The following is a 14,734-nucleotide window of genomic DNA, read 5'->3' as shown; positions in this document are numbered from 1 at the left end:
AGTAGCTTTTTACATTCAGTCAAATCTGTAAACAAAGGGCTAGGAAAATTCCTGCCCTTTTTATCCGATTAAATTTGTCACCCAGATTTGTTTGAGCCAACTGGTTGTTACCGGTATGCTCTGGATGATGTGTTTTGCGACGATGCTCTTTTCAAGAGGATTTTGTATAGCCACCATGGGAATGGTCGCCAAAATTGTCAAAGCCATTTGCAAGACAAATAAGGTCACCAACATGGACAAGATCCCTGCTGAAACTTGGAATAACTTACCACCCAGTTTTTTACTAGGAATCAAGTGTAAGAGGAGACCAAGTAAACGACCGATGCTATAGACAATCCCAAATACAAGCAAGTAGCCAATCCCTGCGTAAAAGACCTTATCCAACTGAAAAAGTTGATCCGATGGGAAAAAGAAAGTTCCCTGACCTTCCTGCGGATTTGCATAAGGGAGTAGCAAATGAAATTGCTCTCCAAGTCCCTTATAAAACTGGCCAGCCACAAAAGCCGATGCCATGGCTGAAATCAGGTAATAAACCTGTAAGAGCAGGCCTCTCCGATAGCCGATATAAAATCCCCAAGCCAAGACCAATAGAAGAAGGAGTGAAATCATAAGGAATCCTCAATCTTGCTCTGTTCTTGCTTACAAGTCACGAGTTTGTGACGGAGTTCTTCTAACTCTTGCTCCTTATCATCAAATTCAATCTCACGACTGAGTTGAGTTGATAAACAGTTAACTGCCAACAAAAGAGCGATTGTTTCATCGTCTGCACTAGGCATTTGTTCTTTAATTGCTTGGTATTTTTCTGTCGCAACCTTGGCGATTTCCTCCATAAAGAGATTATCATGCTCGCTTGTCAAGGTTAATGATTTTTTCCCGAATGTAAATTTGAATCGATTTAGATTTGCCATAAAATTCACCTCACGATATTATACCAAAATTCGCTAACTTTGTCAGTTTTTACAAATTTGCCTGCTTTTATGGTACAATAGAAACTATGGCAAGTATAACACTCACACCAAGCGAAAAGGAGATTCAGGCTTTTCTTGAACACTATCGAAACAGTCTGGCTCCCAGCAAGAATCCTTATATTCGCTACTTTTTGCGACTACCTCAAGCTACCGTTTCTATCTATACTTCTGGAAAGGTCTTGCTTCAGGGTGAAGGGGCTGAGAAATATGCTCGTTTCTTTGGCTATCAAGTTCTAGAGGAAATAAGCGGACAAAATCTCCCTTTGATTGGGACAGATGAGGTGGGAAATGGTTCCTACTTTGGTGGGCTTGCAGTTGTGGCTTCCTTTGTCACTCCAGACCAGCATGATTTCTTACGCCAACTCGGTGTGGGGGATTCCAAGACTCTGACCGACCTAAAAATCCGTCAGATTGCCCCTATCCTCAAGGAAAAAATCCAGCATCAGGCACTGCTTCTCTCGCCAAGCAAGTACAACGAGGTCATCGGAGACCGCTACAATGCTGTTTCGGTTAAGGTTGCTCTCCATAATCAGGCTATCTATCTCCTCCTTCAAAAAGGTGTTCAGCCTGAGAAAATTGTGATTGATGCTTTCACCAGTGCTAAAAATTATGACAAGTATTTAGCACAAGAGGCCAATCGTTTCAGTAATCCTATCAGCTTAGAAGAAAAGGCTGAAAGCAAATACTTGGCTGTAGCAGTTTCTTCTATCATTGCGCGTGATCTCTTTCTGGAAAACCTTGAAAATCTAGGACGAGAACTGGGCTATCAACTTCCAAGTGGAGCTGGAACGGCTTCTGATAAGGTAGCTAGCCAGATTTTGCAAGCCTATGGTATGCAAGGACTCAATTTCTGCGCCAAACTGCACTTTAAAAATACTGAAAAAGCGAAAAAACGCTTAGAAAGGTAAGTTATGAATTCATTTAAAAATTTCTTAAAAGAGTGGGGATTGTTCCTCCTAATTCTGTCATTACTAGCTTTAAGTCGTATCTTTTTTTGGAGTAATGTCCGCGTAGAAGGACATTCCATGGATCCTACCCTAGCAGATGGCGAAATCCTCTTTGTTGTCAAACACCTCCCTATTGACCGTTTTGATATCGTGGTGGCCCATGAGGAAGATGGCAATAAGGACATTGTCAAACGTGTCATCGGAATGCCTGGCGACACCATCCGTTACGAAAACGATAAACTTTACATAAATGACAAAGAGACTGACGAACCTTACCTAGCTGACTACATCAAACGTTTCAAGGATGACAAACTTCAAAGCACCTACTCAGGCAAGGGCTTTGAAGGAAATAAAGGCACTTTCTTTAGAAGCATCGCTCAAAAGGCTCAAGCCTTCACAGTTGATGTCAATTACAATACCAACTTTAGCTTTACTGTCCCAGAAGGAGAATATCTTCTCCTCGGAGACGACCGCTTGGTTTCGAGCGACAGCCGCCACGTAGGTACCTTCAAAGCAAAAGATATCACAGGGGAAGCTAAATTCCGCTTCTGGCCAATAACCCGCATCGGAACATTTTAAGAGACCTAAGAGGCCGAGAATCAAGAATCTCAGCCTCTTCTTCTATCGTGAGAATATGATTATTCACTATCCAGTTTGATTAAGATAGAAACAAAGTTATACTCAATGAAAATCAAAGAGCAAACTAGGAAGCTAGCCGCAGGTTGCTCAAAGCACTGCTTTGAGGTTGTAGATAGAACTGACGAAGTCAGCTCAAAACACTGTTTTGAGGTTGTGGATAGAACTGACGAAGTCAGTAACATATATACGGCAAGGCGAAGCTGACGTGGTTTGAAGAGATTTTCGAAGAGTATTAACTCTCACCTATTTATGCAAAGGAATCTTATGGAAGTTTATTTTTCAGGAACTATTGAACGGATTATTTTTGAAAATCCCAGCAATTTTTATCGCATCCTTCTCCTAGAAATCGACGATACGGACGCAGAGAATTTTGATGATTTTGAAATCATTGTCACGGGTACCATGGCTGACGTGATTGAGGGAGAAGACTATACTTTTTGGGGACAAATTGTCCAGCACTCCAAGTATGGGGAACAACTGCAAATTAGCCGTTATGAACGCGCAAAACCAACTAGCAAGGGCTTGGTCAAGTACTTTTCAAGTAGCCATTTCAAGGGGATTGGTCTCAAGACAGCTCAGAAAATCGTGGACACCTATGGCGACAATACCATTGACGAAATTTTGCAACACCCAGAAAAGCTAGAAGGCATCGCAGGTCTCTCTACCAAAAATCGCGAGGCTTTCGTCTCCACTCTCCGTCTCAACTATGGAACGGAGATGGTCTTGGCCAAACTAGCTAACTACGGCATTCCCAATAAACTAGCCTTTCAAATTCAAGACTTTTACAAGGAAGAAACCCTTGATGTGGTTGAAAATTATCCCTACCAGTTAGTTGAGGATATCAAAGGATTGGGATTTACTATTGCTGACCAATTATCGGAAGAACTAGGCATCGAAAGTCAGGCTCCTGAGCGTTTTCGTGCCGGTCTAGTTCACAGTCTTTTTCATGCCTGTATGGAAACAGGGGATACCTATGTTGAAGCACGGGACTTGCTGGAACAAACCCTTACTCTCCTTGAATCTTCCCGTCCCGTAGAACTAGATCCCAGTCAAGTGGCTCGAGAACTCTCCTACCTAATCGAAGAAGACAAGGTTCAGCAGATTGATACCAAGATTTTTGACAACAGCCTCTTTTTCGCTGAGGAGGGTATCCGTAGTCACTTGGTTCGCATCCTTGAAAAAGGAAAACAAAAGAGCCAGAATTTAGAAACTATTCGAAAACATATCGCTACTGTCGAGGATGAGCTGGGGATTGAGTATGATAGCATTCAAAAACAGGCTATCTGCGACGCTATCCAGAACAAGATCTTTATCCTAACAGGTGGGCCTGGTACTGGTAAGACAACGGTTATCAATGGTATCATCGCTGTTTATGCCCTTTTAGAAGGACTTGACCTCAGGAAAAAAAGCAATCTGCCCATTCTTCTTGCTGCTCCAACTGGTCGAGCTGCTCGGCGCATGAATGAATTGACAGGCTTACCGAGCGCGACCATACACCGCCACTTGGGAATGACAGGCGACGATGATACCAGTCATCTGGAAGATTATCTAGATGCTGACTTTATCATCGTAGATGAATTTTCTATGGTGGATACTTGGCTGGCCAATCAACTCTTCTCAAACATCTCTTCTAACAGTAAAATTCTCATCGTGGGAGATAGCGATCAGCTACCGTCTGTCAGCCCTGGACAAGTTCTAGCTGACCTCCTTCATATTCCTTTGATCCCTCAGACTCGCTTGGAAAAAATTTACCGGCAAAGCGAAGAATCAACCATCGTCACCCTAGCTAGTCAGATTCGACAGGGCATCTTACCAGCTGATTTCACCCAGAAAAAAGCTGACCGTTCTTACTTTGAAATTGCTAGTGGCCATATTCCTGCTACCATTGAGAAAATCTTAGGAGCTGCCCTCAGAAGTGGTATTCCTGCCCGTGATATCCAAGTTCTGGCTCCCATGTACCGAGGGACTGCAGGGATTGATGCCATCAACCAGCTCATGCAAGACCTCCTGAACCCACCACAAAAAGACCAACTTAGTTTTGAAGCCCCCCAGTGCCACTATCGTAAGGGCGACAAGGTCATTCACCTGGTCAACGATGCTGAAATCAATGTCTTTAATGGAGATTTGGGAGCTATCACAGACTTGATTCCTGGTAAATACACCGAGTCGAAACAAGATGAGATTGTCATTGATTTTGATGGCAATGAGGTCTCTTACCCACGTAACGAATGGTACAAGATTCGCTTGGCCTATGCTATGAGTATCCATAAATCACAGGGAAGTGAGTTCCCTGTTGTCATACTGCCTATCACTAGTGCTAGTAGGCGAATGCTGGAGCGCAATCTCATCTACACAGCCATTACTCGTGCCAAAAGCAAGCTTATCTTACTAGGCGAATTACAGGCTTTCGACTATGCTACCCAGCATATCGGAACTGCCCGAAAAACCTATCTGATTGAACGCTTCAGTGATTTATTGGAAACTGTTGAAGAAAAGCAACAAACTGTCTCTGAAACAGCCACATCAAGTACCTCTGAACAATCCTACATCCTAACAGAAGAAAACTGGGACAGCATCCCAGCCATGATTGGGATTACAGAAGCAGACCTCAAAGAGATTTTTGGAAAATAGTGTATAAGAAAACCCACCAATTCAGGTGGGATTTTTGTTTATTAAGATTATTTAACTGTTGCTGTGCTTGTAATCAATTCAACAGCTTTTTTGATTGTGATATCGTGTTTCAACATATCAGCTGAAAGCAAGCTTTGTACTTGTGCAACTTCCATGTTGTAATCTGCAGCCAATTGCTCGATTTCTTTTTGAATTTCTTCTTCTGAAGCGTCAAATCCTTCAGCTTTGGCAACTGCTTCGATAACAAGGTTAGTCTTAGTACGTGACTCAGCTTCTGCTTCGTATTGTTTGTGAAGGTCTTCTTGAGTAGTTCCAGTGATTTGGAAGTACATGTCAGGATTGATACCTTGACGTTGCAAGTTTCCAAGGAATTCGTTTACTGAACGATGAACTTCTTCGTGAATCATTTCTTCTGGAAGTTCTACGATTTCAGCGTTTTCTACAGCTTTATCAATTGCTGCACCTTCAACTGCATCTTTGTAAGCTTCTTCTTTAGCAGCAGCCAATTCCTTGCGGTATTTTTCTTTCAATTCAGCAAGTGTTTCAACTTCTTCATCGATGTCTTTTGCAAGCTCATCGTCAAGAGCTGGAACTTCTTTAGCTTTTACTTCGTGGATAGTTGTTACGAATTTAGCTTCTTTACCTGCAAGGTCTTCTGCTTGGTAGTCTTCTGGGAATGTTACGATAACATCAACAGTTTCGCCAGCTGAGTGACCTACCAATTGGTCTTCAAAACCAGGGATGAATTGACCTGAACCAAGTCCAAGTGAGAAGTTTTCACCTTTTCCACCGTCAAATTCAACATCGTCAATAGAACCAACGAAATCGATGACAACAGTGTCGCCGTTTTCAGCAGCAGCTTCTTTGATAACCAATTCAGCCAAGTTGTTGCGTTCGCGTTCGATACGCTCTTCAACGTCAGCATCAGTTACTTCTTTTTCTACATCTACTGATACTTCAAGGTTTTTGTAGTCACCCAATTTTACTTCAGGTTTTGTAACGACTTCAGCTGTGATAACCCAGTCTTGACCTTTTTCCATTGAAGTTACGTCAATTTTTGGTTGAGCAACGACTTCAAGACCAGCTTCTTTAACAGCTGCTTCATAAGCGTTTGGCAAAAGAGCGTTCATAACGTCTTGGTAAAGTGACTCTTCACCAAATTTTTTGTCGAAAATAGGACGTGGAAGGTGACCTTTACGGAAACCTGGAACATTAAGAGATTTCTTCACTGAGTTGAAGACACGGTCCAATTCTGGTTTGATTTGGTCTTGAGAGATAGTGAAAGTCAAGACACCACGGTTTGTTTTTTTGTTTTCAAATGATACAGACATTCTGTCATTTCTCCTTAAAATTTTTTAAATACAGTCTATTATAACATAAATGGGCGACTTTTTTCAAGTAATGAATGCGCTTTTCAACGATAGGAAAGGTACTTGCTTGCTTCCTTGATACTAAGGTCAGCTATTTCTCAAATATTATTTTTGCATATCTGTTAAAAGTCCTCACGCCCCACCAAGTGGTGCTGAAAGGCATAGACTGCAGCCTGGGTACGATCGCTGACTTCAAGTTTGGCAAGAATGTTGGACACGTGGGTCTTGACCGTCTTGAGAGAGATAAAAAGTTCATCTGCGATTCGCTGATTTTCGTAGCCCTTGGCGATGAGTTGGAGAACATCTCGCTCACGCGCAGTCAAGTCTTCATGTAGTTCTATGTGATTGCGGTGGTATTCGACCTTCTTGCTGACCTCTTGTTCAATAGCCAACTCACCAGCAGACACCTTACGAACAGCGTGTAGCAATTCATCTGCACTAGAAGTCTTGAGCATATAGCCCCGAGCACCAGCATTTAAAACAGGCATGATTTTTTCATTGTCCAAGTACGAAGTCACAATCAAAATCTTAGCTTCGGGCCATTCTTTGAGGATGGCCAAGGTCGCGTCAATCCCATTCATCTCAGGCATGACAATATCCATGACAATAACGTCCGGACGCAGTTCCAAGGCCAAGTCAATACCCTGAGAACCGTTTGCTGCCTCGCCCACAACTTCTACATCGTCTTGGAGGTCAAAGTAGCTTTTCAAGCCCAATCGGACCATTTCATGGTCATCCACTAGTAAAATTTTCATCTTTACTCCTTTATCATTCCTTATCGAGCAGGGGAATACGGATATCAACTGCCAACCCTTGCTTGGGTGCTGTCAATAACTGAACCGTCCCTGCCATATCTTCAACCCGCTCCTTGATATTGCGGAGTCCATAACTCAAATCGTCTAAACTCCCTAACTGGAAACCAATCCCATTGTCCACCACCTTCAGCTGCAATTCAAAATCCGTCTGATAGAGGTAAACATCCAAACAAGATGCCTGGGCATGGCGGAGGGTATTGCTGATCAACTCTTGCAGGATACGGAAGATATGCTCCTCGATTTTCTTAGGCAATTGCGTCACATTTTGCTTGAAACCAACCTTGAGATCACTCTTGTCCTCAAGCTCTTTTAAGAGGATTTGAATCCCTTCAACCAGACTCTTCTGCTCTAGTTCAACTGGTCGCAAATGCAAGAGCAAGACTCGCAAATCCTTCTGGGCAGTTTCTAAAATAGCTGTGACACTCTGCAACTGGATTTGCATCTTTTCTCTATCAAGCTTTAAAGCCTGCTGGCTGACACCTGACAAAATCATGTGAGCCGCAAACAACTCTTGACTAACTGTATCGTGCAAATCCCGAGCAATCCGCTTCCGTTCCTTCTCAATGATTTCCTCTTCCTGAGCAAGGCTGTGATTTTCAGCCTTTTGAAGAGCCTCTGTCAGAAGATTAAGTTTACCTGACAAGGACTTGAAACTGGCATCCAAATCTGGATCTGCAACCTGAACCACTTCTTGCCCTGCCAATAATCGCTTAAGGTTCGCCTGCACTTTTCTGAGAGAAAACTCTTCAACACCTCGCCAAAACAGGGCTAAGAGGCAGGTCATGGACATGCTAAATACCAACAACAAAAAGACAAATTTTTCTGTTTTTTCGATATCGTGCAAGAAAATGGACCAGTCAAAGTTAAGGATTTCCAGCAAGCTGTGGGAGAAAAATAAGACAAACAGGATGGAGGTGAGAGCAATGATTACATAGGCTTGTTTTTTCATCCTCTAACCACCTCCACATCTCCAATCATAGTGGTCAAGAAAATCTTGACACTCTTGTTACTCTTAAGATAGTCTTTGGTTTCTTGATGATAGTGTTCATTGCGAAGGGCCCGCTTAGGTTGGTTGAAAAAAGTCAAATCACCATAGAGACAGTTAACGCTGAGACTGACTTCTACATCTACAGGTACAATGATTTTGGTCGTTCCTACCATCTTTCTGAGGATAATGACATTGTCGTGATTGGTTAAGATGACCCTCTCCAGATGAATAGTGTCCTTGCCCATGAGACGAAAAAGATTGATATCATCAAACTGGCAAGTCTGGTAGCTTGAAAAATGATGAAGATTTCCAAACCAACGATTTTTCTCCTTCTTAACCGTCACCACCTCTTCAAAAACTAAATTTGTCTGCTCTTTTTCCTGGTTCATCATCGGATAAAGAAGAAAAAGGCTATAGATGACCGCAACAAAAATAGCTAGAATCACAAAAGGATTGAGCATGACGATGAAAAAGAAGAGAATGGTTGCCACTACTAAAAGGAGGTTATTCCCCTCTTTACCAGTGTAATAGCGAATCAAAAGCAAAAAGAGGAATAGAATCAGCAGAAAACGCGAAAAATGCTCTGATACCATTAAAATCAGAGCTCCTGTCAAAAGACAGGCTTCGATAAATAAAAAGATTTTAAATTTTCTCATAGGTTCATCCTCTCCTTTCTATTTTATCACAATTCAAAAAAGTCACCTCGGTCTGCAGATGGAAAAAAGGCGGTGGTTACGCCTTTTTCATCTGATCATTTGCTTCTTTTAATTTTCCGTAGAGAAGATAGTCTACTTTTTGTAGATCTGCTATGGTGGCACAATTAAGAGCACACATGATCAAGCGTAGATCTGCTTTCCAGCCTTGAACAACGGCAACTACTTCTTCAACCGTGTAGTTTTCAACCAATCCCAGAACTGTTCGAGACAGTCCCACGGCTTTGGCACCAAAGACTAGGCACTTAATCATATCCAGAGGATTTCGAACCCCTCCACTAACCAAGAGTTCGACCTTGTCTTTCCAGTCTTGGGCATTGAGAAGGGCTTGCATGGTGGACTGGCCCCATTGATTGAGGTAATCACGTTGGCCACTACGGCGGTTTTCAATATAGGCAAAACTGGTACCGCCACGACCCGATATATCAAAGGCTCGAACACCCAGTTCATAGGCTCTTTCAATGGTCTTCACATCCATCCCAAAGCCAACTTCCTTGAGAACAATAGGGACAGGGATTTGCTTGCTATAGTCTGCTAGATGCGATTGCCAGCTTCTGAACTTTCTTTCTCCTTCAGGCATGAGTAATTCCTGCATGACATTGACATGCACTTGCAGGAGAAGAGGATGCATCTCTTCTACAGTCTGAAGTCCTAACTCGACAGGCTTGTCCAATCCAATATTGGTTCCAAGGAGGAGATTGGGATGACTAGATTTGACAAAAAAAGAGTCATCTGTTGGATCTTTGAGGGCTGCGCTATAAGAACCCGTTACAAATAAAATACCACAGGCTTCCGCCACTTGAGCCAGTTTTTGATTGATTTCTCTTCCCTTATCGCTTCCACCCGTCATAGCATTGATATAAAAAGGAAAGTCCCACTTTCGACCAGCAAACTCTGTCGACAGATCGATTTCTTCCAGGTCGTAAAGAGGCAAGGAAGAATGAATCAGCTCCACCTCATCAAAGCTATTATAGAAACTTTTCTGTTCAAGGGCATAGCGGATATGCTCATCCTTGCGATTTGTCGTCATGTCCTATCCTTTCTTGGTATAAGAGCTCAATCCCCAGATTGGCCCAACGATTTTTTAGGGTTTCAGTTGAGTGCGCATCAAAACTCAAGGCAATGCCACAGTCACCACCACCAGCGCCGCTACTCTTGGCAACAGCCTGCAAATCTTGACTAGCTTCTTTCAGCTGTCTAAGCGAAGGTGTGTAAATATCTGCGCTCAAGCCTTCTAAGAGCTGGCTCGCTCTTCCCACTTGCTCGATGCTTTTTTCTACTTTCCCCTGCTCCAAGGCTTCTACCAAAGCAGCTACCGTTTCTTTTGAGGAAGTTAAAAAGTTCTGATCTATATTTTGCTTAATTTGCTGGACCATGTGACTTGATACAGCCACTTCCTTGGTCCATCCCACTAGGAAATCGCATTCTAAAGTTGGTTTCACTTGTAAAATTGAAAAGCCCCACTCACGCTCTAAAACTGTCGCCAAGTTTTCTTCTTCCAACCAAGCAGCTACCTTCTGGCGATCAAAAGACTGGTAGACAACCAAATCCTCTGCCACAATACAGGCAAGGTCTCCCATGGAACCATTGTCTCCTCGCTTGAGCAAGACAGCACTAGCCAGCTTGAACAAGAGCTCCTGATCAACAGAAACATCATACAGAGCCAGTAAAGCCTTGACAACCAAGACAACGACGCTACCGCTAGAACCTAAACCAAACTTTTTCCCTTCTCGTTCCATTTTCCCACGAATTTCTAGAGAAAAAGGCCGCAAGGTTTGCCCACGATAAACAAGGAAATCTTCCACTAAAGCAATCGTTTCTTGAATCAAACTGTAAGCAGGATTTGGTGTCAAGTCCACTGCGAAATCAAACATATCCGAATAAATACGGTAACTATCAGAAAAAGCAATCTCGCCCTTCATATAGATGGGAATAGCCTTTATCAAGGCTAACTGCCCAGGCTCTAAAATAGCATATTCGCCTGCCCAATAGAGTTTTCCGCAAGTTTTAACAGCAATCATCTTGGCTCAAATCCTTTGTTTTTGACACAATCAAGCGATAACGTTGACCGAAGATTACTGATAAATGCTCCAAGTCTTTCTCCTGACAGAGGACCTTGACATTGGGACCAGCATCCATGGTAAAGTAGCAGGCTTCCCCTTGTTCACGAAGCTGGCGAACAAAGTCCATGGCTTCATAAGTCGCATCGGTCAGATAAGAAAAGGCTGGTGATGCTGTTTTGGTCGTAGCGTGCATAGCCAGGGCATTTTTCTCAGTCAATTCCCCAACCTTGGCAAAGTCATTTTCCTTGAGATAAACCAGCATATCTTGATAGTCTTTCTCAGACTGACGAACCCAGTCATCAAAAGTCGTCGAAGTTTCCACACAGAGTTTCATCCCGTCACGGCTAGAGATTGGTTTTTTCTTATCCTCTAGCACCAACATAATCATAGCTAGTTTCAAGTCTGTCTCTACAGGGTAAATTTCTCCGCTATCCTTATCCCAGGCACCTAGTGGTCCATAAAAACTCCGAGAAGAAGAGCCTGAGGCAAACTTCGCCTCCTGCGCCAACTGACTTCTATCCAATCCAAGCTGAAAATAAGCATTGCAAGCCTTGACCAAGGCAGACAAACCACTAGAACTTGAGGACAGGCCCGCTGCTGTCGGCATATTGTTTTGAGTATCGATGCGGACAAAGCCTTCACCATCTGGACGGTAACGGTCAATAATCTTACTCATCTTGGCATGCTCCGCCTCATTTTGCAGCTGACCATTTATATAAAAGGCATCAGCTGACGCATTGGCTGGTAAAGGCGATAAAGTCGTCTCTGTGTACATATTTTCCAAAGTCAGAGAAATACTGCTAGTAGCAGGAACCATCTCTTTTTCTTGTTTCTTTCCCCAATATTTGATAATAGCAATATTTGCGTAGGAACGTACTGTTACAGGCTCTCTATCCATGTCTGAATAGCTCCTTTCTCTTCTAATCTTTCTGCTAGTTCTTGTGCTTGGTCCAGATTGGCTACCAAGGCGATAATACAGCCTCCAAGGCCACCACCGCTCATCTTGGCACCCAGAGCACCATGACTAAGAGCCGTTTCAACCAAAGAGTCTGCCTCAGGGCTACTGACACCAATTTCTTTTAAATGTAAATGTGCTTGACTGAGGATTTTCCCCAGCCCTTCAGCATCTTTTCGTGAAATCGCATCCTCTGCCTGCTGGGTCAATTCTCCCAAGGCATGTAAAAACGGTAGGGCATCCTTCCCCTTGCTCTGAACCACTTGGATGGCTTCACGTGTATGACCATAAACGCCCGTGTCGGCAATCACCAAATAGGCTGATAGATCCATCTCAAGCTCTGTAAATCCTACATTCTTAATAAAGCGAATAGGTTGGTCACTGAGACAGGTTTTAGCATCCAAACCACTTGGATTCATATGGGCAATCATCTCAGCCCGATTGACCAAGATTTCTAGTACATCATGAGGCACATCAGCCTCATAGTAGTCAAATACTGCACGAATGGCTGCTATGCTGATAGCGGCTGACGAACCCATTCCCCGTTTTTCAGGGATAGCCGAGTCAATCTCACAGCGAATACAGGCTTCTTTGATATCCAAATACTCCAGCGAAGCATAAACTGCCATGGACAAGGTATCTTCCTCATAGAGACGCCATGGACTCGCTGCAGGAACTACCTTACAAGTCACTTCCACCTCCAAAAGAGGCAGGGAAATGGCAGGATAGCCGTAAACGACCGCATGCTCTCCTATTAAAATAATCTTACTATGTGCCTGACCGACACCAACTTTTTTTGTCATTTTTTCCTTTTACTAGACGAAAAAGCCGTCTTATTTTTTCATACAAGTATTTATTCTCTCCTATCTATTTTATTATATTTTCACAAAAAAAGCGATTGTTTCCTTCACAATCGCTTCTTTCATTATTGAATCCATTCGCCATTATAGTTGACAGAATAGCCATCTACGGTCGTATTCACTGCTAAAGCACCTGAGCTATAAGCATAGTACCATTTGCCATTAATCTGGAACCAACCTGTTGCCATTGCTCCTGATGAACGGAGATAGTACCATTTGTTCCCAAGGTTTTGCCAGCCCGTTTTCATATCACCATTTTCAGCATCTAGATAATACCAAGTTGAGCCGTCTTGATACCAGCCAGTTGCCATTGCTCCTGATGAACGGAGGTAGTACCACTTGTTACCAAGATATTGCCAACCTGTTTGCATGATGCCAGTTGTTGGATCTAGATAATACCATGGAGCAGCTTTTAGCTTATCTTCATCATATGTAAGAGGAAAATCCTTAACCCAACCACGTGCTAGTTCCCCAACAGTCAATCTGTTGATGCGAGAATCAAATCCACCATCCTTCAGTAAATAATACCAGTGCCCCTCATCATAAACCCAACCAGTTTTTAAGGTGTGATAACTACGTTGATCTTCAAAATAATAGACTCGTTTCTCTGCTGGACTATCATATTGTTCCCCATGATGTTTGTTGGTATTTGTAGCAGTTTTTGCTTCTAAAACTTGCTTACCAACAAATTCTTGTAGTACCCCATCTTGACCAAAGTAAAACCAATCTGGTCTAAAAGCAACATCTTGCCTTAGAGAAGAACCAATCGTAACCCCTTCGTGTGGAGCAGGTATATATTGCCAGCCGACAACCATCTCTCCAGATAAAGAATCAAAATAATAGTACTTACCATCAATCACTCGCCAGTAGGTTTCTTTGAGGTCCCCCTTCTTGTAGTAGATTCTTCCGTTTTCTTGGACAAATTTCCAACCCTCTGAATCAGTATCATCCGCCAATACTGTACTTGTCGCCAGTAAGCTAAAGAAAAAGACTGCTAATGCGATTTGCATCAATTTTTTTATTATTTTCATTAGACGTATCCTCCTTCAAGGATTCTAGCAAAAATTCAATTGTATGTCAATATGATGGCTTTAAAATAATATAATAACGAACTATCATTTGATTCACTAGTAAAATCTCCTAGCAGACTTTCCTGCTAGGAGATTTTCTTATGAGAGGTACTTGTTTAAGCTTTGAAAATCGGACTTATCACCTGATATTTATCAAACAATCTACCAATTAAGCTTCTTCGTCTTCTTTACGACGTCGACCTGCAAGACCAAGACCAAGTAATGCACTTGCGGCTGCTGCTACCATAGCTACAGTAGAATCTGCTGTACCTGTATTTGGCAATTCTTTAGCTGCTTTACGCGCATTTGCTTGTGCTGATGCTGTTTGACCAGCATTAGCTGCTGCTTGAGCAGTAGCTGGAGCTACAGCTGGTGTTTGGGCAGCTTGGTCATTAGCTGGAGTTGCATGATCAGTTGATGAAGCAACTTTCGCCATGAAGTCTTCGATACGTTTAACCATTGCATCCACTTCTGCTTGAGTTGCGTCTGCATTGGCAAATACTTTCTTAGCATCTGCTGATAATGCATTCGCTTCTTTTGCAGTTTCTGCATCAAGCTTAGCTGATTCTTTGATGATCAATTCATCTAGTTGACGAATAGCACCTTCTAACTTAGCTTTATCCACTTTTGCGTCAGTGTTAGTAGCTCCGTTACCGTTACCACTGTTATTGCCTCCACCATTTGATGGTACATATGGACGTTGTTTAAAGGTATC

General features: G+C 42.7%; 15 protein-coding genes. 3 read left to right on the top strand and 12 right to left on the bottom strand.

Annotation, left to right across the window (positions count from 1 at the left end; all coding sequences use genetic code 11):
- Window positions 1-60 precede the first annotated feature (60 nt).
- A complete protein-coding gene (locus NMM17_RS03575; RefSeq protein WP_254753850.1) occupies window positions 61-609 on the bottom strand; it encodes a CvpA family protein in 549 nt (182 codons plus the stop codon).
- A complete protein-coding gene (gene zapA, locus NMM17_RS03570) occupies window positions 606-908 on the bottom strand; it encodes a cell division protein ZapA (protein WP_000002019.1) in 303 nt (100 codons plus the stop codon). Before zapA ends, NMM17_RS03575 begins: the two co-directional genes overlap by 4 nt.
- 86 nt (window positions 909-994) lie before the next feature.
- Here zapA and rnhC point away from each other — a divergent pair, with 86 nt between their 5' ends.
- The 3 genes from rnhC to NMM17_RS03555 all read left to right on the top strand — a co-directional run bounded on the left by rnhC (window position 995) and on the right by NMM17_RS03555 (window position 5,185).
- Window positions 995-1,876 (top strand): ribonuclease HIII, encoded by an 882-nt coding sequence (rnhC, locus tag NMM17_RS03565; RefSeq protein ID WP_254753849.1) that lies wholly within the window; start codon window positions 995-997, stop codon window positions 1,874-1,876.
- 3 nt (window positions 1,877-1,879) lie between these two features.
- Window positions 1,880-2,494, top strand: coding sequence for a signal peptidase I (lepB, locus tag NMM17_RS03560; protein ID WP_001083986.1), 615 nt, complete (start codon window positions 1,880-1,882; stop codon window positions 2,492-2,494).
- 324 nt (window positions 2,495-2,818) lie between these two features.
- Complete coding sequence (locus NMM17_RS03555) at window positions 2,819-5,185, top strand: ATP-dependent RecD-like DNA helicase (protein ID WP_254753848.1); 2,367 nt, start codon at window positions 2,819-2,821, stop codon at window positions 5,183-5,185.
- A 47-nt stretch (window positions 5,186-5,232) separates the two neighbouring features.
- Here NMM17_RS03555 and tig read toward each other — a convergent pair whose 3' ends face one another.
- From tig to NMM17_RS03505, 10 genes are all read right to left on the bottom strand, one after another.
- Window positions 5,233-6,516, bottom strand: a complete 1,284-nt coding sequence (gene tig, locus NMM17_RS03550) for a trigger factor (RefSeq protein ID WP_000116513.1) — start codon at window positions 6,514-6,516, stop codon at window positions 5,233-5,235.
- A 161-nt stretch (window positions 6,517-6,677) separates the two neighbouring features.
- The gene (locus tag NMM17_RS03545) at window positions 6,678-7,310 is read right to left on the bottom strand and encodes a response regulator transcription factor (RefSeq protein ID WP_000698417.1); all 633 of its coding nucleotides are present in this window, start codon (window positions 7,308-7,310) and stop codon (window positions 6,678-6,680) included.
- 13 nt (window positions 7,311-7,323) lie between these two features.
- On the bottom strand, window positions 7,324-8,319 hold the full coding sequence (locus tag NMM17_RS03540) for a sensor histidine kinase (RefSeq protein ID WP_000743688.1): 996 nt from the start codon (window positions 8,317-8,319) through the stop codon (window positions 7,324-7,326).
- On the bottom strand, window positions 8,316-9,014 hold the full coding sequence (liaF, locus tag NMM17_RS03535; protein WP_001224649.1) for a cell wall-active antibiotics response protein LiaF: 699 nt from the start codon (window positions 9,012-9,014) through the stop codon (window positions 8,316-8,318). Before liaF ends, NMM17_RS03540 begins: the two co-directional genes overlap by 4 nt.
- A gap of 76 nt (window positions 9,015-9,090) precedes the next feature.
- Window positions 9,091-10,101: a type 2 isopentenyl-diphosphate Delta-isomerase gene (gene fni, locus NMM17_RS03530; protein WP_000210633.1), complete on the bottom strand. Its 1,011-nt coding sequence runs from the start codon at window positions 10,099-10,101 to the stop codon at window positions 9,091-9,093.
- Entirely contained in the window at window positions 10,079-11,092 is a 1,014-nt protein-coding gene (locus NMM17_RS03525) for a phosphomevalonate kinase (RefSeq protein WP_000562401.1), read from the bottom strand. The genes fni and NMM17_RS03525 overlap by 23 nt, the downstream gene beginning before the upstream one ends.
- Window positions 11,079-12,032, bottom strand: coding sequence for a diphosphomevalonate decarboxylase (mvaD, locus tag NMM17_RS03520; RefSeq protein WP_000373476.1), 954 nt, complete (start codon window positions 12,030-12,032; stop codon window positions 11,079-11,081). Before mvaD ends, NMM17_RS03525 begins: the two co-directional genes overlap by 14 nt.
- The gene (gene mvk / locus NMM17_RS03515) at window positions 12,014-12,892 is read right to left on the bottom strand and encodes a mevalonate kinase (RefSeq protein ID WP_000163297.1); all 879 of its coding nucleotides are present in this window, start codon (window positions 12,890-12,892) and stop codon (window positions 12,014-12,016) included. The genes mvaD and mvk overlap by 19 nt, the downstream gene beginning before the upstream one ends.
- A 122-nt stretch (window positions 12,893-13,014) precedes the next feature.
- On the bottom strand, window positions 13,015-13,980 hold the full coding sequence (cbpF, locus tag NMM17_RS03510; protein ID WP_000691499.1) for a choline-binding protein CbpF: 966 nt from the start codon (window positions 13,978-13,980) through the stop codon (window positions 13,015-13,017).
- 208 nt (window positions 13,981-14,188) lie between these two features.
- Window positions 14,189-14,734 (bottom strand): LPXTG cell wall anchor domain-containing protein (locus tag NMM17_RS03505; protein WP_254753847.1); only part of this gene is annotated, 546 nt, incomplete at its 5' end.

Source organism: Streptococcus sp. CF7_Ac1-12 (assembly GCF_024295905.1).
Taxonomy (GTDB): Bacteria; Bacillota; Bacilli; order Lactobacillales; family Streptococcaceae; genus Streptococcus; species Streptococcus mitis_AP.
Note: the sequence above shows the minus strand (reverse complement) of the source record. Positions and strands in the feature narration are given on the sequence as shown.